Annotated in this window: 25 protein-coding genes; 7 read left to right on the top strand and 18 right to left on the bottom strand. The window is 64.9% G+C overall.

Annotated features, from left to right (window positions below):
* Positions 1-100 precede the first annotated feature (100 nt).
* From C7411_RS24435 to C7411_RS24385, 12 genes are all read right to left on the bottom strand, one after another.
* The gene (locus C7411_RS24435) at positions 101-1,573 is read right to left on the bottom strand and encodes an NAD-dependent succinate-semialdehyde dehydrogenase (protein WP_110386616.1); all 1,473 of its coding nucleotides are present in this window, start codon (positions 1,571-1,573) and stop codon (positions 101-103) included.
* Between the two features lie 41 nt (positions 1,574-1,614).
* The gene (locus C7411_RS38385; protein ID WP_243413322.1) at positions 1,615-1,803 is read right to left on the bottom strand and encodes a hypothetical protein; all 189 of its coding nucleotides are present in this window, start codon (positions 1,801-1,803) and stop codon (positions 1,615-1,617) included.
* 121 nt (positions 1,804-1,924) lie between these two features.
* Entirely contained in the window at positions 1,925-2,230 is a 306-nt protein-coding gene (locus C7411_RS38380; protein ID WP_243413321.1) for an FAD-linked oxidase C-terminal domain-containing protein, read from the bottom strand.
* Between the two features lie 59 nt (positions 2,231-2,289).
* Positions 2,290-3,321 (bottom strand): glycine betaine/L-proline ABC transporter substrate-binding protein ProX, encoded by a 1,032-nt coding sequence (proX, locus tag C7411_RS24425; RefSeq protein ID WP_110386615.1) that lies wholly within the window; start codon positions 3,319-3,321, stop codon positions 2,290-2,292.
* Positions 3,322-3,456: 135 nt separating this feature from the next.
* A complete protein-coding gene (locus C7411_RS24420; protein WP_110386614.1) occupies positions 3,457-4,404 on the bottom strand; it encodes an ABC transporter permease in 948 nt (315 codons plus the stop codon).
* On the bottom strand, positions 4,397-5,575 hold the full coding sequence (locus C7411_RS24415; RefSeq protein WP_110386613.1) for a quaternary amine ABC transporter ATP-binding protein: 1,179 nt from the start codon (positions 5,573-5,575) through the stop codon (positions 4,397-4,399). Before C7411_RS24415 ends, C7411_RS24420 begins: the two co-directional genes overlap by 8 nt.
* Positions 5,572-5,940 carry an NIPSNAP family protein gene (locus C7411_RS24410; RefSeq protein WP_110386612.1) on the bottom strand — a complete coding sequence of 123 codons (369 nt, stop codon included), beginning with the start codon at positions 5,938-5,940 and terminating at the stop codon, positions 5,572-5,574. Before C7411_RS24410 ends, C7411_RS24415 begins: the two co-directional genes overlap by 4 nt.
* A complete protein-coding gene (locus C7411_RS24405) occupies positions 5,937-6,779 on the bottom strand; it encodes an alpha/beta fold hydrolase (protein WP_110386611.1) in 843 nt (280 codons plus the stop codon). Before C7411_RS24405 ends, C7411_RS24410 begins: the two co-directional genes overlap by 4 nt.
* 4 nt (positions 6,780-6,783) lie before the next feature.
* Positions 6,784-7,872 (bottom strand): LLM class flavin-dependent oxidoreductase, encoded by a 1,089-nt coding sequence (locus C7411_RS24400; protein ID WP_110386610.1) that lies wholly within the window; start codon positions 7,870-7,872, stop codon positions 6,784-6,786.
* A 32-nt stretch (positions 7,873-7,904) separates the two neighbouring features.
* Complete coding sequence (locus tag C7411_RS24395; RefSeq protein WP_110386609.1) at positions 7,905-9,416, bottom strand: aldehyde dehydrogenase; 1,512 nt, start codon at positions 9,414-9,416, stop codon at positions 7,905-7,907.
* A gap of 31 nt (positions 9,417-9,447) precedes the next feature.
* Positions 9,448-10,431: a flavin reductase gene (locus C7411_RS24390; protein ID WP_110386686.1), complete on the bottom strand. Its 984-nt coding sequence runs from the start codon at positions 10,429-10,431 to the stop codon at positions 9,448-9,450.
* Positions 10,432-10,553: 122 nt separating this feature from the next.
* Positions 10,554-12,356, bottom strand: a complete 1,803-nt coding sequence (locus tag C7411_RS24385) for a helix-turn-helix domain-containing protein (protein ID WP_110386608.1) — start codon at positions 12,354-12,356, stop codon at positions 10,554-10,556.
* A gap of 145 nt (positions 12,357-12,501) precedes the next feature.
* On the opposite strand from C7411_RS24385, the gene C7411_RS24380 reads away from it, so the two are divergent.
* The 4 genes from C7411_RS24380 to C7411_RS24365 all read left to right on the top strand — a co-directional run bounded on the left by C7411_RS24380 (position 12,502) and on the right by C7411_RS24365 (position 17,017).
* Positions 12,502-13,092 carry an amino acid synthesis family protein gene (locus tag C7411_RS24380; RefSeq protein ID WP_110386607.1) on the top strand — a complete coding sequence of 197 codons (591 nt, stop codon included), beginning with the start codon at positions 12,502-12,504 and terminating at the stop codon, positions 13,090-13,092.
* A gap of 109 nt (positions 13,093-13,201) precedes the next feature.
* Positions 13,202-14,152 (top strand): 2-hydroxyacid dehydrogenase, encoded by a 951-nt coding sequence (locus C7411_RS24375; protein WP_110386606.1) that lies wholly within the window; start codon positions 13,202-13,204, stop codon positions 14,150-14,152.
* A 130-nt stretch (positions 14,153-14,282) separates the two neighbouring features.
* Positions 14,283-15,434, top strand: a complete 1,152-nt coding sequence (locus C7411_RS24370) for a porin (protein WP_110386605.1) — start codon at positions 14,283-14,285, stop codon at positions 15,432-15,434.
* Between the two features lie 188 nt (positions 15,435-15,622).
* A complete protein-coding gene (locus C7411_RS24365) occupies positions 15,623-17,017 on the top strand; it encodes an aspartate aminotransferase family protein (RefSeq protein WP_110386604.1) in 1,395 nt (464 codons plus the stop codon).
* A gap of 437 nt (positions 17,018-17,454) precedes the next feature.
* Here C7411_RS24365 and C7411_RS39010 read toward each other — a convergent pair whose 3' ends face one another.
* From C7411_RS39010 to C7411_RS24335, 5 genes are all read right to left on the bottom strand, one after another.
* On the bottom strand, positions 17,455-17,715 hold the full coding sequence (locus C7411_RS39010) for a BON domain-containing protein (RefSeq protein ID WP_373682646.1): 261 nt from the start codon (positions 17,713-17,715) through the stop codon (positions 17,455-17,457).
* A gap of 180 nt (positions 17,716-17,895) precedes the next feature.
* Entirely contained in the window at positions 17,896-18,954 is a 1,059-nt protein-coding gene (locus C7411_RS24350; protein ID WP_110386601.1) for a porin, read from the bottom strand.
* 316 nt (positions 18,955-19,270) lie between these two features.
* Complete coding sequence (locus C7411_RS24345) at positions 19,271-20,707, bottom strand: MFS transporter (RefSeq protein WP_243413320.1); 1,437 nt, start codon at positions 20,705-20,707, stop codon at positions 19,271-19,273.
* A gap of 25 nt (positions 20,708-20,732) precedes the next feature.
* On the bottom strand, positions 20,733-21,038 hold the full coding sequence (locus tag C7411_RS24340; protein ID WP_011488833.1) for a DUF4387 domain-containing protein: 306 nt from the start codon (positions 21,036-21,038) through the stop codon (positions 20,733-20,735).
* Complete coding sequence (locus C7411_RS24335; RefSeq protein WP_110386600.1) at positions 21,025-22,419, bottom strand: acyclic terpene utilization AtuA family protein; 1,395 nt, start codon at positions 22,417-22,419, stop codon at positions 21,025-21,027. The genes C7411_RS24340 and C7411_RS24335 overlap by 14 nt, the downstream gene beginning before the upstream one ends.
* Positions 22,420-22,581: 162 nt before the next feature.
* Between C7411_RS24335 and C7411_RS24325 the strand changes: the two genes are divergently transcribed.
* On the top strand, positions 22,582-23,748 hold the full coding sequence (locus C7411_RS24325) for a citrate synthase family protein (RefSeq protein ID WP_038458723.1): 1,167 nt from the start codon (positions 22,582-22,584) through the stop codon (positions 23,746-23,748).
* An 87-nt stretch (positions 23,749-23,835) separates the two neighbouring features.
* Positions 23,836-24,864 carry a cyclase family protein gene (locus tag C7411_RS24320; RefSeq protein WP_110386599.1) on the top strand — a complete coding sequence of 343 codons (1,029 nt, stop codon included), beginning with the start codon at positions 23,836-23,838 and terminating at the stop codon, positions 24,862-24,864.
* A gap of 347 nt (positions 24,865-25,211) precedes the next feature.
* Here the strand turns inward: C7411_RS24320 and C7411_RS24315 are convergent, their stop codons facing one another.
* Positions 25,212-26,324, bottom strand: coding sequence for a zinc-binding dehydrogenase (locus C7411_RS24315; protein ID WP_110386598.1), 1,113 nt, complete (start codon positions 26,322-26,324; stop codon positions 25,212-25,214).
* Here C7411_RS24315 and C7411_RS38785 point away from each other — a divergent pair.
* Complete coding sequence (locus tag C7411_RS38785; protein ID WP_309147589.1) at positions 26,281-26,757, top strand: helix-turn-helix domain-containing protein; 477 nt, start codon at positions 26,281-26,283, stop codon at positions 26,755-26,757. The two genes, C7411_RS24315 and C7411_RS38785, sit on opposite strands and share 44 nt — an antisense overlap.
* Positions 26,758-26,768: the final 11 nt, after the last annotated feature.

Genomic DNA, 26,768 nt, shown 5'->3' with positions numbered 1-26,768 from the left:
CGACGTGAAATATCGGAACTCACTGTATATGTCTCTGTAGAACGCCACCGGCTTGGTGGCACCATCGCGAGGCATGGCACCGCTTTTCGCCCCGGCATCGTTATCCAAGTCCCCCCTGGCAAAGGTACTTGATGCTCAGGTAGTCGTCGAGACCGTACTTCGAGCCTTCGCGTCCATATCCCGATTCCTTCACGCCGCCGAACGGCGCGGCTTCGCTCGCCACCGCGCCTTCGTTGATACCGACGATGCCCGTTTCGAGCTTGCGCGCCACGCGGTCAATGCGGCGCACGTCGTTGGTGTAGAAGTACGCGGCGAGGCCAAACGGCGTGTCGTTGGCGATACGGATGACTTCGTCTTCGTCGGTAAAGCGGAACAGCGGCGCGACCGGGCCGAAGGTTTCCTCGCAGCAGAGCACCATGGCGTCATTGGCATCGGCGAGCACGGTGGGCGCGTAATAGTTCAGCCCGAGTTCGGAAAGGCGTTTGCCGCCCGCGAGCACCCGCGCGCCGTTCGCCACGGCGTCGTCCACGTGCTTCGCGATCTTGTCGATGGCGCGCTCGTTGATCATCGGACCGATTTGCGCCTTCGCATCTGTCGCCGGACCCACGTGCAGCGCGCTCACGCGCTTCGCGAGCAGTTCGCCGAATCGCTCGTAAACCGAATCATGCACATAGATGCGGTTCGGGCACACGCAGGTCTGGCCGCCGTTGCGGAACTTGGCGAGCATGAGACCCTGGACGGCCGCTTCGAGATCGGCGTCGGCAAAGACGATGAACGGCGCGTTGCCGCCCAGTTCGAGCGAGAGCTTCTTGAGCGTGCCCGCCGACTCGCGAGCGAGATGCTTGCCCACGGCCGTCGAGCCCGTGAAGGTAATCTTGCGCACACGGTCGTCGGCGAGCCAGTCGGCCACGGCCGCAATGCCTTCGTCGCGCGCCGCCGAAATCATGTTGAGCACGCCGTCGGGCAAGCCTGCTTCCTGCGCCAGCGCGGCGAGCGCGAGCGCCGTGAGCGGCGTGTCTTCGGCGGGCTTCGCCACGACCGTGCAACCGGCCGCGAGCGCGGGAGCGATCTTGCGCGCGATCATCGCGAGCGGAAAATTCCAGGGCGTGATCGCCGCGACCACACCGATCGGCTCCTTGATGGCCATCATGCGCTTGCCGTGCTGCGTCTGCGGGATGATGTCGCCATAGATTTTGGTCGCTTCCTCGGCGAACCACGCAACATACGACGCGCCATACGCGACTTCGCCCCGTGCTTCCGCAAGCGGCTTGCCCTGCTCCAGCGACATCAGGCGCGCGAGGTCCTCGGTGTTCGCGAGGATGAGCGCGTGCCAGCGGTTCAGCATGGCCGCGCGTTCGCGGGGCAGCGTGTCGCGCCACGCGGGTAGCGCACGCGAAGCGGCATCCGTGGCCGCGCGCGCATCGGCGGCGGCGCTGTTCGCGACCTGCGCGAGCCTGGCCTGGGTGGCCGGATTCGTCACGACGTAGCTGGCGTTGCCGGATGCGGCAATCCACTTGCCGTCGATGAAATTCTCGTGGCGAAGCAGTTCGCCTCGTGCCAACTCCAAACTCACTGCGTTCTCCTTTCTACAAGAGGTATCGAGCGTCGGATACTTCAATTCGACGCGACTTGTTCTTCCATGGCCGCTTCGGCATTCGCGCCCGGCTTCGCATCATGCGGCTGGCGATCGAGCCACTGCGCGAGATGGAGCGACGGATTGCGCATGAGCGCATTCGCCACGCCTCTCACATGCGTGGCCACGGGCAGCCAGTGGCCGATGCGGCTCACCATCGCGTCCATCACATGACGGCGCCTGTGCTTGTGATACTCGTAAAGAAGTGGCTCTTGTACTTCGCGATGTCCACATGCGTGGGGCAGTCGCTGCGGCAGCCCTTGCATGCGAGACAGTGATCGAACGAATCCTTCACGGCCGCGCGTCGAATACTTCTCTTCGCGCGACGCGATAGCTCGAGCACATCGTGCCGCCGCTCAGCGATCGGCACTGACCCATGCCGATACACCGTTTCGTCGCGCGCGCTAACGTGTCGGGCTTGCCGAGATCGCCGAACGTGAACGGACTCGACACATCCACGCGACGATACGTCGGACCGCGGCGCAGGTTGTCGTCCACCGGCATGGCATCGACCAGCTTGCCCGGATTCATGCGGCCCCGCGGATCCCAGATCGCCTTGAATGCGCGGAACGCTCCCATCAGTTCCGGCGAGTACATGAGGTGCAGCAGTTCGCCCTTCGCCTGCCCGAATCGAACCGGACTTCGGCGCGCTACCCCTACTTCGCCTGCCTCGCCACCGCGACCCACTGATCGAATTGCGCCTTGTTTTGTGCCATCCAGTCGTTCGCGAGTCGCGATACCAGAGCCTGAGAGCCGCCGTTTTTACTGATCGCCGACTCCCAGGCCGACCAGGTCGACGACGGGAATTTAATCTGCTCGACCAGCACGCGAACCGCCGGATTGGCGGCGATGAACGCGCGATTGCCTACCGCGCCCCAGTTCCACGACGCCATCGCCATCCGGCACGGATCGGCGTTGCCCGCGCAGCCCTGCACGCCGCTGACGAGCGACGAGCCCGTGTTCGGCACGTTCGGCGGCAGCGCCGCCTCGGGCGTAGGGAGCCACACGACGTCTTTCCCTGGCACCAGCGTGTTGACCGTCCACGACGGACTCCACGCGTAAAAAAACGCCGGCTTGCCCTGCCTCACGCGTGAAATGGCGTCGACCATCAGTGCCTCGTACTTGCCGCGTACCGCATGCACGGTGTTCTGCAGACCGAAGTGCTGTAGCTGATAGTCGACGACGTCGCCGCAGCTCCAGCCCGGATCGCAACTGATGAGCTGCGCCTTACCGTCGGCGCCGAACAGGCCTGCAAGCTTTGGATCTTTCAGCTGTGCCAGGTTCGTGATCCCGTAAGCGTCTGCGGTCTTCTTGTCGATCAGATAACCGTTGATGCCACCGCCGACGATCATCCCTGTGCCGACGATCTGCGCGTCTTTCTCGACTGCCCGGAACGCAAGTTCTCGCTGCGGAAAGTTCACATCTGTCGCGAGATCCTCGTCGCCCTGCGCGGCGGCCTGGAAGAACAACGTCGTGTTCATCGTCGTCAACTTGACGTCGTAGCCCAGGTCCTTCATCGCCTGCATCACGATCTGCGTCGCCACGTAGTTGCCGCCGAAACTGTCGCCCTGCGCGTAATTAACCGTTTTGCCCTTACCCGGCATGGTCTGCGCGAACGCGGGCGCGCCCGCTGTCATCATCAACGCCGCCAGCGCGAACGCGCCGCATGCTGCTGCCACTGTCTTCATCAAGCCACTCCCTCTCATATAGGTAGATTGCCGACCATTGAAATGCCCTGACCGGCGCTCTCCTTTCACCGGGCCGCTTGCCGCGAATGCGGGCAACGGATTCGACCGCTGAACCGCGGCAGTCGCGGCGAGCATCTATAGCGCTTCCTTCGGTTCACGCTCGTCAAGCAGCCGGTCTCCCGCGTCGTCGGCGCGGCCGCCGCGCACGAACCGGCCGAGCACGCCGCGCAGCGCGCCGCGGCCCGGCTGCGAGCGCGCCAGCTTCTGTGTAACGCGGTCGAGAATCATCGCGAGCAGCACGATGGCAATGCCGCCGATCGCCGCCTGGCCGACGTCGAGCCGGCCGAGCCCCTGCAGCACGACGAGGCCGAGCCCCTCGGCACCGATCATCGAGATCACGACCGACATCACCATCGCGGTCAGCACCGTCTGGTTAAGCCCGCCGAGGATGGTCGGCACCGCCAGGGGCAACTGCACCTCCCACAGCAGCTGGCGTGGGTCCGCGCCGAACGCGAGGCCGGCCTCGACCAGCTCGTGATCGACCATGCGGATGCCGAGGTTCGTGAAGCGGATCAGCGGCGGCATCGCGGCGATCACGACGGCGACCTCGCCCGGCACCGTGCCGACGCCGAACAGCATCACAACAGGCACCAGATACACGAAGGTCGGCGTGGTCTGCATGATGTCGAGAATCGGCTGCACGACGCGCCACACGCGCTCACTGCGCGCGCAGGCCACGCCGACCGGAACGCCGATCGCCGCGCAGAACACGATCGCGGTGACGATCAGCGCGATCGTCGTGATCGCGTCGGCCCACACGCCGAGCGCGGCGATCACGACGAGCCCGATCAACGTAAAGGCCGCGACGCCCTTGCCGGCGACGCGCCACACCAGCAGCGCGCAGGCCAGCACGAAGACCGGGAACGGCACCGCGTGCAGCGCGTCGATGTTCAGTTCGAGCAGCTTCTGGATCGGCCACTTGATGACGAGGAAGAGCGGCCGCAGATGGAGCGCGATCCACTGCACCGCGGTCTGAATCCAGTCCGCGATCGGCAGGACCGCGAGGTCGTCGGCTTTAAACATGCTTGGCTCCGTTGGCGCCGCCCGCGCCGATGTGCGCGAGGACCCGCCCCGCTTCCAGCCGGCCGACGAGCCGGCCGACTTCGTCGATGACCCCTACCGCGCGCGCGGTGCCGAAGTGCGCGGCCGCGTCGACGAGGCGCGTCGCGGCCGGCACGCACGCGAACGCGGCGTCGAGCGGCGGCAGCGCAAGCCCGTCGCGCAGCGCGTCGATCTGCGCGGGGCCCACGAGCCCGAGCACGCGCGCGTCGGCGTCGACCACGAAGGCCGGCCCGGGTTCGCCGCCGGCCAGCACGGTCCAGCCGTCGCGCTGCACGAGCGGCGCGAGCGACGTCATCGAGGCGCCGGCATTAAACAGCCGCGCGCGGTCCACGTCGCGCGTGAACGCGGCGACGTAGTCGCTGCCCGGCTCCGTCACGATCGACTGCGGCGTGCCCTCGCGAACGAGCCGCCCCTCCGACATGATCGCGATCCGTGTTCCGAGCTTCAGCGCCTCCTGGAAGTCGTGCGTGATAAACAGGATCGTCTTGTTCAGCGTGCGCTGCAGCCGCAGCAGTTCGTCCTGCATCTCCGCGCGGATCAGCGGGTCGAGCGCGCTGAACGCCTCGTCCATGATCAGGATGTCCGCGTCGGTCGCGAGCGCGCGCGCGAGCCCCACGCGCTGGCGCATGCCGCCGCTCAGCTCGTGCGGCAGCTTGTCGGCCCAGCGCGCGAGCCCGACCACTTCGAGTACCTGCCCGGCCCGCTGGCGGCGCGCCGCCGCCGGCACGCCGCGCAGCTTGAGCCCGAACTCGACGTTCTCGATCACGGGCCGGTTCGGCAGCAGCGCGAAATGCTGGAACACCATCGAGATGCGCTTGCGGCGCACGTCGCGCAGAGCGGGCTCGGCAAGCGCGCAGAGGTCGGTGTCGTCGAGCAGGATGCGGCCCGCGCTCGGCTCGTTCAGACGGTTCACGCAGCGCGCGAGCGTCGACTTGCCCGAGCCGGACAGCCCCATGATCATGTACATCGCGCCGGCGGGCACCGACAGCGACACGTCATCGAGGCCCACGACGTGCCCTGTGTCGCGCAGCACGTCGGCCTTGGTGGCGCCGCACCGGAGCATGTCGAGCGCGCGTTCGGGACGCGCGGCGAATACCTTGTACAGATGCTCGATTTTCAGGCGTTCGGTCATGCGGTTGACTCCCTCGGTGGGCCGGACCGATCGGTCCGGTCGGACAACAACGTTTGCAGCGGCGAAAACGCGGTCGGCACGAGAATGCGGTTCTCGGCCTGCTCGATCAGCTCCGACAGGCGCGGAATGAACGCCTGCCAGCGCGGATCGGCGGCGAGCCGCTCGCGACGCGCGCGACGGTCTTCGAGATCGGCGTACCCCCACCAGTGCACGACCTGGCTCAGCGGCCCGATCTCCGTGGTGAAGTAGCCGAGCAGGTTGCCGAGGACGGGTTGCTGGAGCGGCAGCCCTTCGTCCTGCACGAGTTTCAGGTAACGGCTCATGCAGCCGTTGCGGATCCGGTAGATCCGTTCTTCGACGATCATCGCGCGACCTCCGGTTTTTCGAGCAGGAAATCGCGCAGCAGCGCGGCCACCGCGCCGGGCGCCTCGTTCAGCAGCGAATGCCGGAGCTTCGGCAGGATCACGAGCCGCGAGTCCGGAATCCGCTCGTGCATGTAGCGCGCCATCCGCGGATTCGAGCCCTGGTCGTCCTCGCCCGTCGCGATCAGCGTCGGCACCCGGATCTGGTCGATGAGGCCGCCGTAGTCGGTCTGAGCGAGCAGGCGATAGGCGGCCGCGTAACAGTCCGGATCGTTTTGCGCGTTGCGGCGGCGCAGCTCCGCGACGAATTCGGGATGCCGCTCCTGAAACGCCTCGGTCAGCCAGCGCGACAGAGACGCGTCATAATGCGCGCCGCGCTCGCCGGCCTGCAGCGCTTCGTAACGCGCCTGCACGCGCGCGCGTTCGTCGGCGGTGCGTCCGGCCACCGTCGACAGCAGCGCGAGACGGCGCAGCCGTTCGGGGTACGAAAGCGCGAGACGCTGCGCGACGAGGCCGCCGAGCGAAAAGCCCGCGAGATCGAAGCGCGCGAAACCCGCGTGATCGGCGAGCGCGAGCACGTCGCCGACGAAGTCGTCGATCTCGTAGCGGCCCTTGATGCGCGACGAGCGGCCGTGGCCGCGCAGGTCGAAGGTTAACACGCGAAAATCCGGACCGAGCGCATTGACCGTGCCCTGCCACGCTTCGAGGTAGGAACCGACGCCGTGGACGCAGACAAGCGCGTGTGGACCATCGCCCTGCAGCCGCCAGGTCAGCGCAGTCTCGCCGCGCGTCAGGGTGCCTTCGACCGCGGACGGCGGCGCGTTTAAAAGCGCGTCGAGCATCGCGTCAGTTCCCCGCTTCGGTGGTGGCCAGCGCGCCGGCCGCGGCCTTCTCGCGCCGCGCGAAATGCGGGATCACCTCGTCGGCGAACAGGCGCAGCGTCTTCATCTGAAGCTCGAACGGCAGGTTGAACGACAGGCCGAGGCAGAACTGGTCGACTCCCTCGTCCTCGTAGATCTGCAGCTTGCGGATCACTTCGTCCGGCGTGCCGAACATCAGGTTTTCGCGGATCGCCTGTGGGTCGTAGTTCGCGCGGTTTGCGACCGTCTCGTACGGCACGGCCTCGGGGAAGCCGTCGCGCACGGTGCCGATGTTCTGCATCAGGTTCTCGAAGTAGCGGCCGTAGTCGACGCTATAGCGCACAACGCTTTGCCAGTCCTCGGGCCGTTCGTACACGCAGGTACGGCGCAGCATCATGAAACGCGGACGCGGACGCTCCGGATGATCGGCGACCGCCTTGCGGAACTTCTGGCCGAGCACCGACACTTCGCCGGCCGGCGCCGACAGCGGCGTCGACAGGATGTTCGCGCCGACGCCGACCGCCCAGTCGAAGCTGCCCGGATCGCGCGTCGCCACCCAGATCGGCGGATGCGGTTGCTGCAGCGGCTTCGGCACCGACGTCGCGAGCGGGAACTTCCAGTAGTGGCCGTCGTGCGCGTAGTCGCCCTCCCACAGCTTGTGGACCGCGGGCAGCAGCTCCTTCATGTAGGCAACGCCCTCCTGCTGCGGCATGCCACCCGCCATCCGATCGAACTCGTACTGGTACGCGCCGCGCGCGATGCCCAGTTCGAGGCGGCCGTTGGTCAGGTGATCGCACATCGCGGCCTCGCCCGCGAGCCGGATGGGCGACCAGTACGGCGCTACGATGGTCGCCGTGCCGAGCCGGATGCGTTCAGTGTGCTGCGCGAGCCAGGTCAGCACCGTAAACGGGTTCGGCGAGATCGTGCACTCGATCGTGTGATGTTCCGCGGTCCACAGCGTCTCGAAACCGCTCGCGTCGGCGACGCGAGCGAGCATCAGCAGCTTGTCGCGCGCACTGCTCATCGAGTCGTCTGGAGAGAACCGCTCCATGCTGAGAGAAATACCGAATTTCATGTGTGCCTCTGTCGATTGAAAAGCCGCCGCACTCAACGCAGGCGGATGACGAACGGGTCGTGCATCGCGCCGGAGTAGTCGAGCACCACGTTCTTGAGCCGCGAGAATTCGCGCATCACCTCGAAGCCGCCGCGCCGGCCGTAGCCGCTGTGCTTGAGGCCGCCGTTCGACGACATGTAGGCTGCCGAACGATAGGTGTTGATCCACACCGTGCCGGCGTCGATGTCGCGCGCGAAGCGCATCGCGCGATCGATGTCGCGCGTCCAGATGCCGGACGCGAGGCCGTACTCGGTGTCGTTCGCGAGTTGCATCAGTTCGCGCTCGTCAGAGAACGGCACGACGCCGACCACCGGGCCGAAGATCTCGTCGCGCATGAAGCGCATCTGGTTGGTCGCGTGCGTCATCACCGTCGGCTCGAAATACCAGCCGCCGCCGAGTGCCGCGTCGACGGGCGCGCGGCCGCCGGCCGCGATCGTCGCGCCCTCCTCGACGCCTGACGCGACGTAGTGCTTGACCTTGTCGAGCTGCGACGCGAGCGCGAGCGGGCCGATGTCGGTGTCTTCGTGAACCGGATGGCCGACGCGTACGCGCCGCGTCCGCTCGACGAGTGCCTCGACGAACCGGTCATGCACCGACGCCTCGACAAAGCAGCGCGAGCCGGCGACGCAGGTCTGGCCAGCCGCGGCGAACACGCCCGACACGACGCCGTTGACCGCGCGCTCGATCTCCACGTCGCCGAAGATCACGTGCGGAGACTTGCCGCCGAGTTCCATCTGGCACGGCACCAGGTTCTGGGCGGCATTGCCGGCGATCTTGCGGCCGGTCACGGTGCTGCCGGTGAACACGTATTTGGCGATGCCGGGGTGGCGGGTCAGCGCGTCGCCGGTCGTCGCGCCGTCGCCGGTCACGACGTTGAACACGCCGGGCGGAATGCCGGCCTCGATCGCGAGTTCGGCCAGTGCGAGGGTCGACGCGCTCGCGTGCTCCGACGGCTTCGCGACGATCGTGTTTCCAATCGCGAGACACGGCGCGAGCGTCCCCGTGAGCATCATCAGCGGCGAATTCCACGGGATGATCATGCCGACCACGCCGATCGGCTCGCGCAGGTTGAAGTTCAGCATGTCGAGCTTGTTCACGGGGATCGTGTCGCCCTGCAGCTTGTCCGCCATGCCCGCGAAATACAGATATGAATCGGGGATCGCGCGCATCTGCACGCGCATCTCCTTCAGCAGCTTGCCGTTGTCGCGGCACTCGATCATTGCGAGTTCGTCGGCGTTCGCGAGCACGAGTTCGCCAAGCCGGCGCACGAGCTTGCCGCGCTCGGTCTGCGTCATGCGCCGCCACGCGGCGCTCTTCAACGCGGTCTGCGCCGAACGCACGGCGGCGTCGACGTCGGCCGCGTCCGACTGCGCGAATTCGTACCACGGTTCGGCCGTGGTTGGATCGAAGCTCGGCGCGTAACGGCGGCTCGCCGGCTCGACGAACTGTCCGTCGATGAAGTTGCCGGTGCGGGCGCCCTGCAGGGTTGCGACTGTCGTTTTCATGGTGTCTGAAGTCCTGTCTCGCTGTCTGGATTCACGATTGCTGATGCTGGGCCCACGACTGCGCCGCCCCGACCGGCGCCACGCGGCCGCCGTCGTGCGAGCCCATGTAGATCGAATAACGGCCGCCGCCCTCGGTCTCGCGTACGAAGCGGCGCAGCATCGCGCGCATCTCGACCGAGGCGATTTCGTCGTAAGGCAGGTTGTCCGGCGCGAAAAAACGGAAACCGTCCGGCAGCGCCAGCGCGCCGCGCGGCTCGGCGAGGCGTGCGCGATAGATCAGGTAACCGGAGTCGTGGCCGTCGACGTCGAACACCGAATAGAGAAACGTGTCGTCGGAGACGAGCAACAGCTCGCCGCCGCCGGCGACCGGCAGACGGTCGTTGACGAGCCGGCGCGGCGCGGTCGGCAACACCCAGCCGCCCTTGCCGTTGGCGACGAGCAGCACGTCACCCTGCGCCTCGATCAGATAACCGACGAACATGTCGGTCGACGACAGCCAGCCCGGCGGCAACGGATCCTTCACCTGCGCGTAGCGGCCCCGGCAGAAGCCGAGCGGCGCGGACGGGCTGGTGCCGAACGCCTGCACGCGGCCGATCAGGATCATGTGGTCGCCGGCGTCGACGCGCGCATGCACCGTGCAGTCGAACCAGCTCAGGCAGTCGTTCAGCACCGGCGCGCCGGTGTGCACGACGTCGTGGCGCACCGCCGCGAACTTGTCGACGGCCTTCGACGCGAACAGGTTCGATACGTCCGTCTGCGCGTCGCTCAGCAGGTTCACCGCGAAGCGGTCGCTGCCGGCGAACGCCGGGTAGCTGGACGCGCCCTTGCCGACGCAGACCAGCAGCAGCGGCGGATCGAGCGAGACGGACGCGAACGAGTTGGCCGTCATTCCGCGTGGACGGCCGTCGGCGTCGACCGTCGTGAGCACGGTCACACCGGTGACGAAGGTGCCGAACGCGCGGCGCAGCGCGATCGGGTCGATGGTGGTGCGGTTATCCGGTACTGCGGCTTGCATGGCCATTCACCTCGGACGTCGTTGTGTTGAGGTGAATGTAAGTAGCGGAAATTGCGCTGGCTTCCATCGGATCGTAGGAAGGTTCCGCGCGCGCCACCGTCAGTTCGCCGTAGGCGTGGCGCTCAATCCGCGTTGTGCGATGCGGCACCGACGGGCTGGCCGGCGTCGAGCAGGTTGTGCAGCTGCAGCGCGAGTTCGACCGCGAAACGCCTCTCGGGCGTCTCCACGTCGATCCCGAACAGGTCGACGATGCGCGCAAGCCTGTAGCGCAGCGTCGTGACGTGCAGACCCATCGCGTCGGCACAGGCCTGGGCGCGGCAGCCGTGGCGGATGTAGGTCGCGAGCGTGCCGACGTACGGCGCGCGGTGCTTCGCGTCGTACTCGACGATGCGCCCGATCGTGCCGGCGATGAACGCGCGCACGTCCGACGAATCGGCGGCGCCGATCAGCATCGGCAGCGGCCCGAGGTCGGGCACGCTCAGCGCGCCGGTCTTGCCGAACGCGCGCGCCACGCGGATCATCCGCCAGCAGCGCTCCCACTCATTCGCGAGCGCCGTGAGGCCGGTGAACGCGTCGCTCACGATGAGGGTCGGCTCTCCGCAAAGCAACGCGCCCAACGCGCCGCACAGCTGGCGCGCGAACGCGGTCGCAGTGTGTGCCGGCGCGTCGGGCAGCACGCAAACGAAGCCGTTGCCGACCGTGATCGGATGGATCGCGAGCTTGTGCTGCACCGCCAGCATGTTCGCCGCGCGATGGCACTCGGCCGAGCGGTCGAACGCGGCGACGGACCGGTGCGGATAGTCGATGACGAGGAGCCGCGCCGGCGCCGCGAGCACGAGGCCGAGCCGGCGCGCGCGCTCCAGAACGTCCTGCTCGTCGCGCCAGCGGCGCTCGACGATCTCGAAGAACAGCTCGGCCAGCGTGCGCGTCTCCGAGCGGAACCGGATCACGCTGCGCATCAGCTGCACGCTCATCGCGAACTTCGCGTTCTCGATGGAGATCGTGTGCAGGTCGCCGGGCTCGCGTTCGCCGAAGCACAGCAGCGCGCCGACGGTGTCGCCGTCGACCGACAGCAGTTCGACGTTGGCGTGCAGCGTGAGCCCATCCGGCAGGTCGAGCGGCACGCGCCGCAGCGCGTGCCGCTCGATCGCGCTCAGCGCTGCCGCGCGAATCTGCTGGCCCGCGTCGCCGTCGAGCCCCGCGCGCCACGCGGCCATGTCGAGCGAGGCATGCGGCGCGCGCGATGCGTGCAGCTCACCGCCGTAGAGGTCGATCACCAGCACCGGCGAGTCGAGCAGGTCGGCGAGCATCGCGGTGAGCGTGACCATCGACCCGCCGGCCAGCACCTCCTCCAGCATCGCGCCCTGCACGTCTACCACGCGCCGCAGCTGCGCAGCGGCCGCCTGCTGTGCGCGCTGCCGGTGGGTGCGCTCGATCGCGATCGCGCCCAGATGCACGATCAGTTCCATGAACGCGAGCTGCTCGGCCGGCAGATCGACGATCTTGCGCGCGAGCACGACGAGCACCATCGGCCGCCCCTCGACGTCGTGACACGCCATCGGCAGCACGAGCACCGTGCGGTAGCCGCGCTCGGCAGCCTCGCGGCGGTAGCCGAGGAACTCGGTCGTCTCCAGCGCATCGCGGATATAAACCGCTTCGTTGCGCTGCAGCGCAACGAGCGCCGGACTCGTCGCGAGCTCCCAGCGGTCGGAGAGCGGTCTTTTGAGCAGCGCCGTATCGCGCCGCGCAATGACGAGCGCGTCGCCGTGCGCGGCGTCCACGCTCATGATCGACCCGAGATCCCACGAGCCGTGCTGGCACGCAAGCTCGATCAGGCTGTGCAGCAGCGTATCGACTTCATCGTCGGTATTGATCCGGCTGGCGACGTCGCGCAGCGACGACATCAGAGACAACGTGTTCGGCATCGACGGTTCCCGGTTGAGCGTGACTGACTATACGACTTATCGCAGCGACAAAAAAATGTGGCATCCGCCGGAACGGAGGAAGACGCCCGATTTCGCGCTGCTTAGCATCCGCTCCATCGTCACTTCACCCGCATGGAGAACCGGCATGAACATCAACGTACGCAAAATCTCGACGTTCGTCGAAGAGGTCCATATCGAAGGCGGCAAGCGCGCGGACAAGCCGATCACGACCGTGGTCGTGGCCGCCGTGCTGAAAAACCCCTGGGCAGGCCAGGGTTTCTGCGAAAACCTGCGGCCCGAGATCCTGCGGATCGCGCCCGTGCTCGGCGCAGAACTCACGCGCCGCCTCGTCGCCGTAATGCCTGCCGCGCGCGTCGAGGCCTACGGCAAGGCCGCCGTGGTCGGCGTGAACGGCGAGATCGAACACGCGTCCGCGCTGATCCACACGCTGCGCTTCGGCAACATGTACCGCGAAGCCGTGAACGGCAGCACTTTCCTCAGCTTCACGAACACGCGCGTCGGCCCCGGCGCGCTGCTGTCGCTGCCGATGATCCACAAGTCGACGACGGGCCAGCGATCGCACTTCCTGACGGCGACGTTCCAGATCGCCGACGCCCCCGGCCCCGACGAGGTGCTGGTCGCGATCGGTGCAGCCGACGGTGGCCGAGCGCATCCGCGCATCGGCGACCGCTTCGCCGACATGGCCGAGATGGAAGGCGAGAAAACGCCCGCCTGATCGCGACGGCGCGCGGCTGCGCGCGCTCCCGATGATCTCCTTCGTTCCCGCGACGCGCCCCCACGCGCCGCCGGGTCCTTTTTTCCCGACGCCAGCCCATGCGCAAGCCATGACCGCCCCCGACCCCATCACGCTGATCACGGATCTACCCGACGAAGAGGAAGCCGGCTGTCTCGCCGAGCTGGCCGCGGCGATGCCCGGCGAACGGATCGTGCCGCTGCGCGCCGCCAGGCCGGACGAACGCGCGCGCTGCACGATCGCGATCGTCGCGCGGCCCGATCCCGCGGCCCTGACCGCGCTGCCGAGGCTCGCGTGGGTACAGAGCCTGTGGGCCGGCGTCGAGCAACTGGTCGCCCGGTTGCCCGACGGCAAACCGCCGGTCGTGCGGCTCGTCGATCCGGAACTGACGCGCACGATGGCCGAAGCGGTCCTCGCGTGGACGTATTACCTGCAACGCGACATGCCCGCGTACCTCGCCCAGCAGCGCTCGTGCGTCTGGCAACAACGCCCGTACCGCAAACCCGCCGACACGACGGTCGGCATCGTCGGACTCGGCACACTGGGCTCGCGCGCGGCTGAACGCCTGATCGACGCCGGTTTTCGCGTGACCGGCTGGAGCCGCATGCCGAAAACGCTGCGCGGCGTCGCGACCTGCCACGGCGAGGACGGCCTCGCGCAACTGCTCGGCGCGAGCGACATCGTCGTCTGCCTCGTGCCGCTGACCCACGGCACGCGCGGCCTGCTCGACGCCCGCCGCCTCGCCGTCATGAAACCGGGCGCCGCGCTCGTCAACTTCGCGCGCGGCCCCGTGGTGGTCGCCGCCGACCTGCTGTGCGCGCTCGACGACGGCCGGCTGTCCCACGCGGTGCTCGACGTGTTCGACGTCGAACCGCTCCCCGGCAACTCGCCGTTCTGGCAACACCCGTCCGTGACCGTGCTGCCGCACGTCTCCGCGCCGACCGACCTGCGTTCGGCCGCGGCGGTGGTCGCGCGCAACGTCGCCGCGTATCGCGCGACCGGGCGCATCCCGGACGGCATCGACTTCTCGCGCGGCTACTGACCCGGCCCGCGCCGCTTTTCGCTTCACTGGCGCTCTGCGTCCCCGGCCTCGTCACCGACGGCCGGCGGGGCCGGCCGCGCCGACGCATGACACACCGGTTTTAACTCACGCCACAACCAAAGGGGGAATCATGAGGAAAACAGCAGGTCTGGCAGCGGCAGTAGCGGTACTCGGCGGCACGGCCGCGACGGCGCACGCGCAGAGCAGCGTCACGCTGTACGGCATCATCGACGAGGGGATCAACTACACGAGCAACGCGCACGGCCACGGCACGTTCCAGATGAAAAGCGGCGACACGCTCGGCAGCCGCTGGGGCCTGCAGGGCACCGAGGATCTCGGGGGCGGCTATCACGCGATCTTCCGGCTGGAAAGCGGCTTCGACGTGAACAGCGGCGCGCTGAAACAGGGCGGCAGGCTGTTCGGCCGGCAGAGTTACGTCGGGCTGCAGTCGGACCGCGCCGGCACGCTGACCTTCGGCCGCCAGTACGACCCGACAATCGACCTGTGGAGCGGCATGACGGGCGCGGGCGGCGTCAGCGGCGACATCGCCTCGCATCCGTTCGACAACGACAATGCGGACTTCGACTTCCGCGTGAACAACTCGGTCAAGTACACGAGCCCGACGATTGATGGCTTCAAGGCCGAGGCGATGTACGGCTTCAGCAACGACACCAATTTCGCGAATAACCGCCTGTACAGCGCGGCCGTGCAGTACAGGATGGCCGGCCTCACGGCGGCACTGGGTTACCTGAAGGCGAACTCGCCGGGCTCGGCGAACGGCGCGGTCTCGACCGACGCGGTATTTACGGGCTCATCGGAGCAGAACATCGTCGCGGCCGTAGCCTACTCATTCTCGCAAACCAAGGTCGGCTTCGCGTTTTCGCACGTCGACGTCTACGACCCGATCGCCAACGCGTACATCGCGTCGACCGCGACGCAGCCGCCCGGCGGCCGCTGGCAATCGTGGAAGTTCACCAACTACGAGGTCAACGCGCGCTACGCGTTCACGCCGGCACTGTGGCTGTTCGGCGCGTACACGTTCACCGACGCCCAGCTGCATTCCACCGTCGGCACCTACGAGCCCAAGTGGCACCAGCTGTCGCTGATGCTCAACTACGACCTGAGCCGTCGCACCGCGGTGTCGCTGCAGGGCGTGTACGCGCACGTCGTCAGCGCGCACACCGGCACCGCCTTTGACTTCCCTACGACGCCCGCGTCGGCCGGTCCGTCGACAAGCGAGAACCAGACGGTCGTGCGTCTTGCGATGATCCATCGTTTCTGACGAACCGCGCGTCCGCCGGCCAGCGCCTTTCGCCTTCGCGTGCCACCGGCGGCGGATGCACGACGCCTTTCTTGCTGCCTTTCGGCGGAAGACCGGCGATTTCCGGCGGACTACCGTGTGGTACCCGTGCGAAACCCGTGCGAGACCGTTTCTGGTTCGCCGACAGCGCCACCCTCCGAGGACAAGTTATGCAAACGAACGCCCTGGTCGAAACCGACCGCCAGCATCTGATCCACCCCGTGATCGGCTACCGCGCGCACGAGGCGCGCGGCGTGACGGTCCTCGACTCCGGCCGCGGCGTCTGGCTGCGCGACAGCGAGGGGCGCGAACTGCTCGACGCGTTCGCGGGCCTCTGGTGCGTGAACACGGGCTACGGCCAACAGAGCATCGTCGATGCGGCGATGCGCCAGATGACGAAACTGCCGTACGCGACCAGCTATTTCCACTTCGGCTCCGAGCCGGCCATCGAACTCGCCGAGCAGCTGACGTCGCTCGCGCCGGCCGCGCTGTCGCGCGTGTACTTCACGCTCGGCGGCTCGGACGCGGTCGATTCGGCCGTGCGTTTCATCACCTACTACTACAACGCGCTCGGCAAGCCGCAGAAGAAGCACTTCATCGCGCTCGAACGCGGGTATCACGGTTCGTCGTCGCTCGGCGCGGGGCTCACTGCGCTGCCGGTGTTCCACCGCCACTTCGACTTGCCGCTCGCGACCCAGCACCACATTCCGTCGCCGTATCCGTACCGCAGCGCGACGCCTGAGGACCCGCAGGCGATCATCGCGGCGTCGGTCGCGGCGCTCGAAGCGAAGGTCACCGAACTGGGCGCGGAGCACGTCGCCGCGTTTTTCTGCGAACCGGTGCAGGGCTCGGGCGGCGTGATCGTGCCGCCGCGCGGCTGGCTCGCCGCGATGCGCGACGCCTGCCGGCGCCTCGACATCCTGTTCGTCGCCGACGAGGTGATCACCGGCTTCGGGCGCACAGGCCCGCTGTTCGCGTGCGCGGCCGAGCAGATCGAGCCGGACCTGATGACAGTCGCGAAGGGACTGACGGCCGGTTACGCGCCGATGGGCGCCGTGCTGATGGCCGAACACGTTTATCAGGCGATCGCCGACGGCGCGCCGGCCGACGTGCCCGTGGGTCACGGCCAGACCTATTCCGCGCATCCGGTGAGCGCGGCGATCGGGCTCGAAGTGCTGCGCCTCTATCATGAAGGCGGATTGCTCGCGAACGGCCAGGTCCGCGCGCGGCAGTTCGGGGCGGCGCTAGACGCGCTACGCGAACATCCGCTCGTCGGCGACGCACGGCACCGCGGGCTGCTCGGCGCGCTCGAACTCGTTGCCAACAAGGACACGCGCGCGCCGTTCGATCCATCGCTGAAGCTGCCCGCGCGCCTGTTCGACGCCGCGTACCGCCACGGCGTGATCTTCCGTGCGTTCGGCGACAACACGCTCGGCTTCGCGCCGGCGCTGTGTCTCGCCGAGGACGAATGCGACGAGATGTTCGCACGCGTCACGCGCACGCTCGACGAGCTGCTCGACGCCGCCGACGTGCGCGCGGCGCTACGCACGCACGCGCGGGCGTGAGCACCGCTTCGGATCGACACTCACCGGCTCGCTACTGCTTCTCTGGCCGTCTCGCACCCGCTGCGGATCGAAGCGAACCCCTCGCAAGCCAGCTGGCTGAGCGTGAGGTTGCGGAGCACCCAGCACCCCGAGGCTCCTGCGATCGCGAAGCGACCCGGCTGGACTACAGCACCACGCTTAAACATTGATTCCTCCGCGCAGTCTTCAGTTTTTGTTGAGTAAGTAATGAGTAAGTCGAGCCGTCCTACAGTCGCCTCCGTCTTGACGGTCCCATTTTGGGGAATGACGATGAGAAAAGCGATTTGCGGTAAGCAACCGCTGCTGGCTGTCACATCAGGGAACGGCATGAGGCCCTCACGAAGCAGTGGTCGCGTAGCGTGTTTGATTCGCTGGTTCGCAAGACATGCGAACCAGCGTAAATCACACAAGGCGGTATTTCACTGAGTGGGTTGCGTGGCTAACCGAAGGCTCTCGCGAACGGACCTCACACCGTCGACGTTCCTCGCGGCCTGCACCGCGAGAGGAATCTGACTGGCTTCCTGGACCACTCCAGACAGGATGATGTTGCCGTCGGACGCCTTAACAAATATTCCGGTAGCGTCTAGCCCCTTGACGTGCGAGAGCGCCTTCAAGACGCGCTTTGACAAGGCCCGGTTTGCTGAGCGCACGGCCTTCTGTGATGGTGGTGCTGACGCCATTTCACCATTCGCATTGCCGCTCGCGGGCTGTCCCGGTTGCGCGACCGCATTCAAAGTAAAGAGCAAGCACACCAATGTCATGCCTCTCAGTGTAATCCGATTCATATCTGCTCCGACGAGTGTATGTTAGATTGCTGGCAAAATTGGCGGTAACTTGACGCGACTGCCGATACGTCATCCCTAGAATTTTGTTTGTAGCCCGACCGATATGCCGGTAATACCGGAACTCCCGGGGCTGCGGTTGAGAACCGCGATATTCGTCGGATCCTTCCTGTAGGCGCCGGAAAAATGATTTCGGTCGGCTTCCGCGTAGATCTCGGTTCGCTTGGAAAGAAAATATTCGCCTATCACATACGCAGTCTGCTTGTGACCACTGGCGCCTTTAACGTTGCCCAGGTTACTGGCGATGTCATCGTAGTAGGCAGCAGTCAGCGAAAATGCCGGCGTAATTTGCCAGACGACGCCGCCCTGCGGCACATCGTCACGTCGCTGGGAAGGAGCTTTCGTGGATCCGCTCACGGTTAATACCAGATAGCTGAGATAGGCGCGAACGGGTCCAATCTGCCACACGCCGCCGGCGTAATAGTTCTGTGCCATCTGGCTTGCATCCGCATTGTAGGTGCGTTGATATGCAATACCGCCTCTTAGCGGTCCCGTATCGTAGCTGGCGGCAGCCGAATAGTTGGATCCTGCGCGCTGGTTCCCGGCGACACCGCCGAATGAATAGCTTGCACTAAGCTTTGCTCCGGCGAAGCCGTTTGTATACTTCACGGAGTTGTTGAAGCGGCTATCCAAAGTGAAAAAGTTCACACCGAGAAGACCGCCCGGAGTGATCGCCGGATCTGCGCCGCCAATCTGTGACGGATCCAGAGAAATACCCAAATCCTCAAAGGAACTGAACTGACGTCCCATCGTCAGACGTCCATATATCCCATCCAATCCGACATATGCTTGACGGGACCAAAGGACGTTATTTGTGGCCAAGGTGCCATTTGAGGAGTTGAAGCCGTTTTCCAGACGGAAAATGATCTTCACTCCACCGCCGATGTCTTCGGAGCCGGTCAGGCCGAACCGGTTCGGCGCGATGATGTTGGAGTATTCGACTGTCGAGCCTCCCTTCGTTCCATTGACCCATCTGACGCCTCCGCCAACAATACCGTAGAGGCTCACACTTGACTGTGCGTGCGCAAGATTGAATACCGAGGAAAGCAGGATTGCCGCAAGCGGACCTTTATTCATTCGTAGACCTATATAAATAATCGAATTGTGACGGCCTAAACGTCACCGACGATCGCGTCTGCCCGGCCCGGGGCCAGCAGTGCGAGTTGACGGAAACGGTCTCCAGAGGCGTCTGTCTCCTCGACGCCAAAACATCCCTGCCGGACTGCCGCTTCAAGGAAGTTCAGCTTTGCGGCAAACGGCAGATAAGACTGGCACTCTGACTGCGGCCTTTCGGTGCGGTCGGGAGCCGAAAATCATGGCTTCGTGCGGCGGGGTGCGTCCGTCATACCGTCCGGGTCAAGAGATGACCCTCCAGTAGGAGTGGCTATCTTGATCACGGTTGCCCCGTTATTTCCTCAAAGGTCCTGTTGCGTGTACTCGGCCCGGCCAGTCCGATGGTGAGCACCGCGACGAGCATGCAGCCGCTGATCGTAAGGAACACTGTCGCGACGCCGCCACGCGTCAAAGCAAAGGCAACGATGTACCCGCTGATGGCTGCCGAAAGTCTCGTAAACGAGTACACGAAGCCAACGGCGCGGGCTCTTATGGACGTAGGGAAGATTTCGCTTTGGTAAGCATGACCGTGAAAGCTCAAGGCCGCATTCGCGAATGTCAATCCGATGCCCGTGCTGATCCAGCCAATGGGAGAGACGGAGTGTGCGAAGACGACACCTAATACAATGGCGACCAGGCCAATTACGATGATCTGGTGCTTGCGCTCGAATCGATCTGCCAGCAACGCGACCAATATTGGCCCCAACGGCGCTGCAAGACTGACGCCGAAGGTATAAAAGAGGCTGTGCTGTAGCGGCACACCCTGCGCTTCCAGCAGCGTGGGGATCCAGTTGCTGAATCCGTAGTAGGCAATGTTCTGAAAGACGAAGTAGACGATCATCATCAACATCGCATTACGCACGTAGCGAGGGGAAGTGCGGTGTGCCGTGCTGGGCCCTGTCGGCGCTGACACAACCGGTGCGGGCTGCACTCCAGGCGGCTCACCAGCGTCAAAGGCGTCGAGCACGGCATGCGCCTCCTCCCGACGTCCTTGCGACGCAAGCCAACGCGGGGACTCCGGCAAATTTCGGCGAAATATCCAGAATGCCGCAGCCCCCGCTGCTGGAAGGAAGGTCAACCACCTCCACCCCGTAATGCCCAATATCGAGCGCGGGACCAGGACGGCCGCCAGCAGGGCTGCGATGGGGATTGCAGAATATTCGATGGATTTACCCATGCCGAACGCCTTGCCCCGGAGGTGCCTGGGCATGATTTCCACGATGAAGCAGTCGATTGCGACAGACTCGGCGCCCAGTCCGACACCTGCCAGGAATCGCCAGAAGCAGACCCAGATCGAGTCGTTCTGCAACCCCATGACAAACGTCGCAAGAGCGTAGGAGGCCAGCGCGTAGCCGAACACAGCCTTGCGACCGAACCGGTCTCCTAATCCTGCGAATCCGATCACACCGACATACAGGCCGAGGAAGGTAGCTGCTATGAAGGTTGCCTGGTCGGAAAATCCGAACAGGCCAGCATTCCCTGTTTTGAAAATCCCCGCTGCCACGAGCCCTGGGGAAAGAGGAGCCGTCAAAGCCAGGTCGTAAATTTCGAAGAAGCCGCCCACCGCGATCAGGGCGACCCATCTCCAAAGGCGCATCGACCCGTTCAGCGCGTCAATGCGCGCACCGATCTGAGCCACCGCAGCGGCATTTTCGGGATCGTTGCGAGCGGGCGCGCGACTTTCCCTGGCTCTTGCAGCCATCAATATCTTGTTCAATGTTGTCTCCTCCTGGGTCGACCGGTCAGTCGATCCGGACGCTCAATAGCGGAATGAACTGCTGCCCGCCGTGCAGATCCGATGCCCCCAGTGCACCTTGCGTCGACGGATGCGGGATACTGAACTTGAATGCGCGGGCACTGTCGCATTCGAAAAACCGGACCTTGTCGGGTGTGGTGTGATACAGACGCGAAAACATCTCGACGTTGAGCGCCCCCGAGCGCTTGACCAGTTCATAGCTCTCGTCCTCACTGAACAGGATGTCAAAGGTCAAGACAAAAGGGCCTGCGTTCTTGCTGCGGATCATCGCCGCGATGTCAGAGAGTTGCATGCCTGGCTTCCTCGATATGCGTGATGGCGGTCCGAAACATGGATACTGGCGTATCCGGCAGCACGACGTGATTCATGTTGAAGGCATACACCGGTCCGCGTTCAATGTGCGCCGGGTTGTGCAGGCAAGCGAAGCCCGTGATCGATCCCTTCCACTTGGTCGTGGGCTGGTGCAGCAACGGTTGCCGTGTCAATTGCACCAGGGCGCTGGCGGTCTGCTGGTCCGCAGCGGTTGCTTCGACAACGAGCCCGATCTCGTGCGGGATTCGTGCGCGATCTGGCTCGAGCGCCCCCATTACGCCGTCGCGGCCGTATGCGTGATAGTCGATCCTCGCGCCCATCGCTTCCAATGATTTGCCGAATACCTTTTCCACCGACAGCTCGACACGCTGAATCACTTTGCCGAGCCAGTCGTCAAATTCGCCAAGGATAAAGGGATCGCGGATGCCGCCCACCATGATGCTTTGATACCCCACAAGTTCGGCGCCTTCGAGCTTGATGGTGGTCCGCTCGGCTGGCCTGAACTTGCTTCCCCGTATCCGCACGCTTGTCTCGTCGATCTGTTCGTAAACGGTCTCGCTGATGTCCAGTACGCCGGAGGCCTCAGTGAAGCAAAACGGATCGGCGTTCTCGTAGAGACTATGCGCGGCGACGGATTGTGTCGTGCAACGCAAACCTGGGCCGATCGGCTGGATCACCACTTCGTCGGGCCGCACATAGCCGACGATCATGCCATGTGCGGGCCTTTCGCAAACCGAGGGGCCGCATTCGACAACCTTGCCCGCGTGCCAGGCGAGCCCATGCGGCAGGCCCATCTGGATCGGCATGGCCGCATACAGTGCGGGATCGCTGCACCGCCCAGCCACGACGAGATCAACGCCGGCGGCGAGCGCCGCCTGCAACGGCTCGACGCCCATCATGCCGACTATGCGCTCGCTGCGCCGGATCGTCGTTTCATCGAGCTGGGGAGCCGGGTTGAGTGCGCGGATGCGCCCCTGTCCAAGTTGTTCCAGCAGGAAGTCCTTTGACTGCTCCGAGCGAATCTCGGCGACCTTGAGCTCCAGCCCCTCAGAAGCTGCGACCTCGCGCACGATATCCATGAACCAGTCAACATGCACGTCTGCGCCGCCCGTGCCCACCGAGCCAATCAGCAGTGGAACCTTGGCGGGCACGGTGCTTCGCAGCAGGGTGGTGAGGTCTCGCAAGATCGCTTCACGCGGAAACGCGCACACGCCCATTCCCAATGCAAACGGACCCGCGTCCGTGGTGCCGGCGTCGGCAGCAACGAAATGTGGCTCGCACGCCATCGCCTTGCGCAAGCTGTCTTCGGGGACGCCGATGCCGAGCATCCCGCTCGCGGCAATAAACCTGCATTCCTTCATGTTGTCTCCATCCGGATGATCAATGGCCCGGCTGGGAACAAGTGTCGATGTATGTGGCATCATCAGTCAATCTCGATGATAATTGTCGATATATTGACTTCACCTCCGCACCCCATGACAAACACAGCTCCCGTACCGCTGGGCTCCAGCGATAGCCTTTACATGACGGCGGAGGAAGCCGCGAGCGCGTTGAATGTCAGCGTGCCCACGCTCTATACCTATGTCAGCCGCAAGAACATCCGTGCGCACAAGACTCGCGGCAGCCGGGTCAGCCGGTACCTGCGCTCGGATATTGAACAGATCAAGTCGGGGATCGCGCCTGCCTCGGCGCGCGACACCGCGCCCGGTCTGACGGGCTCGTCGGCTATCACCTTGATGACGGAGGCGGGCTCCTTCTATCGCGGTGTGAGTGCCATCGATCTGGCAGAGAAGGCCACTCTGGAGGACGTTGCCCGGCTGCTGTGGGATGCCGGTGACTTCGATCCCTTTGAATGCCCTGCGACCGCGCTTCCCCCGCAAAGTGATGCGCTGCTCAAGGCCTGTGGCAACTTTAGTGCGCTGGACCGAGCCATCATGCTGCTTCCCGCCATCGAGGCGGCGAATCCTCGTGCGCACGATCTCGGCAAGCATGGCTTTCTTCGCTCCGGGGCAGACGTGTTGCGCTGGTTCGCGGCCTGGATGCTCGGACAGTCATCTCCGGCCAGGCTGCCGCTGCATCGCTACATTGGTGCGACGACAAAATGCGGACCGAAACTTGAGGATGCCGTACGCAGGGTGCTCGTTCTTTCGGCCGATCAGGCATTGCATCCCGCAACCTACGTCGCTCGCGCGGCGGCCAGTACCGGCGCAACGCCCTATCGGTGCGTGATTGCTGGCCTGTCGGCTGCCACGGGCAAACGCTTGCCGGCTGTTCGCGTCGGTGCGTTTTCCCGCTTTCTGGCCGAAATCGACAACGCCCAGGATTCGACCGAGCCGATCAGGATTCGCATGCGGGAGAGCGAAGACATTCCCGGGTTTGGCTATTCGCCATTCAATGCGCCAGATCCACGTTCGGCAGCATTGTGGGCCTCGTTGCGCGTTCTGCTGGCTACCGACCGGAACTTTGCACGCTTCGAGCGCGCTATCGACCTCGCCATTGATCTTACGGGCCAGCAACCGGATTTTGCGCTGCTGGCTGCCTATGTGAACCGCCGCATCGGCGCCGAGCCGGACGCGAATCTGGTGCGGCTGGGGCGCATTGCCGGTTGGGTGGCACATGCGTGGGAGCAGCAAAACGAGATGCCCCTGGTACGCTGGAAGGTCAATTACAACGGTGTTCTACCCGGTTGATTCTTATATCGATACAAACAATCGATATTGACACATTCCTTTCCCGAACTGTATGTTCAGCGAAAACCTGGGGTTCAAGGAGACAGCGTGAACAAGCGGTGGGTACGTCGGCCGGAGGGGTCGAACTGGGGTGATTTCGGTAACGAGGATCAGATCGGCAGGCTGAATCTCCTGACACCAGAAAAGGTCAGGCAAGGTCTCGCAGAGGCACGGGAAGGCATCACGTTTTGCTTGAGCCTGCCGCTTGACTATCCCGGGGGCGATGTCGCCAATCCCCGGCGACACCCGCCCCGGCTGTTCGGTGCGATGCTTGGCGGCCAGTGCTTTCACAATCACGCGCGACCTGTGCCGGGCACTGGGCGGCGGTCGGTTGTCTGCGACGACGCCGTGCTCCTCTCTACTCAATACTCGACGCAATGGGACAGCCTTGCACACGTCGGCGCCGAGTTTGATGCGGACGGTGACGGCATCGCCGAGGTCGTCTACTACAACGGATGGCGCGGTGGCGAACATATTGTGACGCCACCGCCGCGAGAGGATGTCGAGGAATGGGCGAGTCATGAAGGCGTCAGCGCCGGACCACTAGGCATCGACACGATGGCTGCGACTTGCGTGCAAGGGCGCGGCGTAATGGTCGACCTGTTCGAGCGTTTTGGCCGCGAACACCACCGCGTCCGCTATGAAGAACTCATGCGGATTTTTGAGGAGGATGGTGTGGAAGTCGAACCAGGCGACATGCTGTGTTTGTGCACGGGTTTTGACGAGTTACTGCTCGAAATGAATCGAGCACCGGACCCCTGGCGACTGCACAACAGCTGCGCGGGGCTCGATGGATCCGACCCCCGACTGCTGCAATGGATCACAGACTCCGGTGTCGCCGCCCTCATTTCGGACAACCGTGCTGTTGAGATTCTCCCACCGCCAGCGGGCGCCGCGAGCACCATCCACGAGCATTGCCTTTTCAAGTTGGGAGTGCCGCTCGGAGAGCAATGGTTACTCTCGCCCCTGAATCGGTGGCTGCGCGAGCACGGTCGCAACAGGTTCCTGCTTACCGCTCCGCCGCTGCGCTTGCCAGGGGCAGCTGGCTCACCGGTCACGCCAGTCGCAACGGTTTAGAAGCCTGTCAGCACACAGGCGGGCCATTCCTCACAATAGGCCAATTCGACCTGGCTCTGCTCGGCGCGATGCTCAAGCTTCTCGCAGGCCATGCGTAGACATCGATTCCGCTTTTTTCAATCGAGCGCCATATGGCGCTTACCGCAGCCGCCTCCAGGCGCTCAATACCCGGATGGCCGGCATAACGTCGGCCCGCCCTGACGAGGCTGCTATGCAGCTTCGCCGCGAAAAGTTCACTGTTGACGTTGACGATGGTCGCGTCGAGTTGGGCAAGCACAGCCGAAAAGCGCCACGGCTGCGATCTTCCAGACAGCGTGGTCAATCGGTCGTCTGCCGCTTCGGCAATTTCAGGAGAGCTTTTTCGCATGACCGCCGCTGTATCCGTCAGGCCGAAGCACAGTCAGTTGGCGCGGGCCGGCATTGGCGGCCGCATAGGCCACCGCCTCGTTGGTGCTATCCAGTCCGAACTCGGCTAGCTCAAACTGTCCGAGGTCAATCAGTCCGGCGCGCACCATCTGCACCATTCGCGGGATGGCGTCCCTGCTGTACATCCAGACGCCACGCACCGTGGTCTCGTTGTGCATCAGCCAGTTGTAGTTCAGTCCCAGGTCGCCTGCGCCTCCACGCAGGCCCCCCATCAGGATCACCCGGCCGCCCAGTTTGACGGCCAGCGCCGCGGCCCTCACTTGAGCAGCGGACGCCTCACGCGGCAGGAAATCCAGCACCATGTCGATAGGCCCGTCGGCCGCGTCGCAAATCGACTTGCGGTCACGCGCTTCATCGCCGCTGAACCTGACTATCCGGACGCGGCCTCCATGTCGTCTGGCAAGGTCTTCCAGCGTCCCGTGATTGCGGCCGGTGACCACGACCCGCCCCGCCCCCATTGCCAATGCCACGGCGACTCCCGCGCCTCCGAAGCCCCCGGTTCCACCGTTGACGACCAGCGTCTCTCCTGCCTGCAGACCACCTGCCAGTAGACCTCCGAAGGGAACCAGCAGCCGGCCGAGGGCCGTCCATCGCCCGGCGTCCGACGGTGCGATGTGACCGATCGGTGTAGCGTTCTCGGTGGGCACCAACATCTGCTCCGCAAAGGAGCCGTGGTGAAAGTAGCGGTGCAACGGTAACGCCGCCGGGGTCCGATAGGTCCAGCCAAGCAATATCTGTTCAGGGCTAGCGATATTGTCCCGGGAGCGGATCGTAGAGTCGACGAAGACCCAGTCACCAGGTCTCAGCCTGGTCGCATCCGGGCCCGTGGCCCGCACCCTGCCGATGCCGCCCGGGCCCGGAATCAATGGCAACTCCAATGGGTAGTTGCGCGAGCCGTTAAAGACATTGACGGAGTAGCTTGCAACCGGCGCGGCCGCCACATCGACGACCACTTCGCCTGTGCCGAGCACCGGATCGGGCAGGCATTGAATATCGAGCGGCGCGTCAAACGCATTCAGGACAGCGGCTTTCATTGAAGACCTCGAGAATGGTTGTCAACCCGATGCCGCAGTACAGTTCGCTGGCGATGGGGCATCTGGGCAGCGGAGCGGAAGCTGTTGTCGCATTATCAGTCTCCGACATGCCCGTCCCGCCCACGGCTCGACGGAAACCTGCCTGGCCGAACAGGCGGCAATGTCGCGCACCACCTTCGCGCTCCGGTACAGGAAACTCGTCGGCCTCTTGCCGAGGAACTATCTGACGCGCTGGCGAATGACGCTAGCCAGCAAACAGGCTGGTCTATCCGGTGACTCCGCCGCCGAGGCAGGCATCGTGCTGGGATACGAAACCGGGAAGTCATTTAGCGCTGCGTTCAAACGGGTCATGAATCGTTCACAACGTCAGTATGGTCACCGACAAAGCACAGGTATAGATGAAATGCAAAAGCGCAAGTTCCGAACGGGATGAATGCAGAGGTC

The organism is Paraburkholderia silvatlantica (genome assembly GCF_003096715.1).
Lineage (GTDB): Bacteria > Pseudomonadota > Gammaproteobacteria > Burkholderiales > Burkholderiaceae > Paraburkholderia > Paraburkholderia silvatlantica.
Note: the sequence above shows the minus strand (reverse complement) of the source record. Positions and strands in the feature narration are given on the sequence as shown.

Excerpts from the sequence above, each read along its gene's own strand:
- C7411_RS38380 (WP_243413321.1), bottom strand. The coding sequence starts at position 2,230 with ATGTACTCGCCGGAACTGATGGGAGCGTTCCGCGCATTCAAGGCGATC.
- proX (WP_110386615.1), bottom strand. The coding sequence starts at position 3,321 with ATGAAGACAGTGGCAGCAGCATGCGGCGCGTTCGCGCTGGCGGCGTTG.
- C7411_RS24420 (WP_110386614.1), bottom strand. The coding sequence starts at position 4,404 with ATGTTTAAAGCCGACGACCTCGCGGTCCTGCCGATCGCGGACTGGATT.
- C7411_RS24415 (WP_110386613.1), bottom strand. The coding sequence starts at position 5,575 with ATGACCGAACGCCTGAAAATCGAGCATCTGTACAAGGTATTCGCCGCG.
- C7411_RS24410 (WP_110386612.1), bottom strand. The coding sequence starts at position 5,940 with ATGATCGTCGAAGAACGGATCTACCGGATCCGCAACGGCTGCATGAGC.
- C7411_RS24405 (WP_110386611.1), bottom strand. The coding sequence starts at position 6,779 with ATGCTCGACGCGCTTTTAAACGCGCCGCCGTCCGCGGTCGAAGGCACC.
- C7411_RS24400 (WP_110386610.1), bottom strand. The coding sequence starts at position 7,872 with ATGAAATTCGGTATTTCTCTCAGCATGGAGCGGTTCTCTCCAGACGAC.
- C7411_RS24395 (WP_110386609.1), bottom strand. The coding sequence starts at position 9,416 with ATGAAAACGACAGTCGCAACCCTGCAGGGCGCCCGCACCGGCAACTTC.
- C7411_RS24390 (WP_110386686.1), bottom strand. The coding sequence starts at position 10,431 with ATGCAAGCCGCAGTACCGGATAACCGCACCACCATCGACCCGATCGCG.
- C7411_RS24385 (WP_110386608.1), bottom strand. The coding sequence starts at position 12,356 with ATGCCGAACACGTTGTCTCTGATGTCGTCGCTGCGCGACGTCGCCAGC.
- C7411_RS24380 (WP_110386607.1), top strand. The coding sequence starts at position 12,502 with ATGAACATCAACGTACGCAAAATCTCGACGTTCGTCGAAGAGGTCCAT.
- C7411_RS24375 (WP_110386606.1), top strand. The coding sequence starts at position 13,202 with ATGACCGCCCCCGACCCCATCACGCTGATCACGGATCTACCCGACGAA.
- C7411_RS24370 (WP_110386605.1), top strand. The coding sequence starts at position 14,283 with ATGAGGAAAACAGCAGGTCTGGCAGCGGCAGTAGCGGTACTCGGCGGC.
- C7411_RS24365 (WP_110386604.1), top strand. The coding sequence starts at position 15,623 with ATGCAAACGAACGCCCTGGTCGAAACCGACCGCCAGCATCTGATCCAC.
- C7411_RS39010 (WP_373682646.1), bottom strand. The coding sequence starts at position 17,715 with ATGGCGTCAGCACCACCATCACAGAAGGCCGTGCGCTCAGCAAACCGG.
- C7411_RS24350 (WP_110386601.1), bottom strand. The coding sequence starts at position 18,954 with ATGAATAAAGGTCCGCTTGCGGCAATCCTGCTTTCCTCGGTATTCAAT.
- C7411_RS24340 (WP_011488833.1), bottom strand. The coding sequence starts at position 21,038 with ATGCAACTCTCTGACATCGCGGCGATGATCCGCAGCAAGAACGCAGGC.
- C7411_RS24335 (WP_110386600.1), bottom strand. The coding sequence starts at position 22,419 with ATGAAGGAATGCAGGTTTATTGCCGCGAGCGGGATGCTCGGCATCGGC.
- C7411_RS24325 (WP_038458723.1), top strand. The coding sequence starts at position 22,582 with ATGACGGCGGAGGAAGCCGCGAGCGCGTTGAATGTCAGCGTGCCCACG.
- C7411_RS24315 (WP_110386598.1), bottom strand. The coding sequence starts at position 26,324 with ATGAAAGCCGCTGTCCTGAATGCGTTTGACGCGCCGCTCGATATTCAA.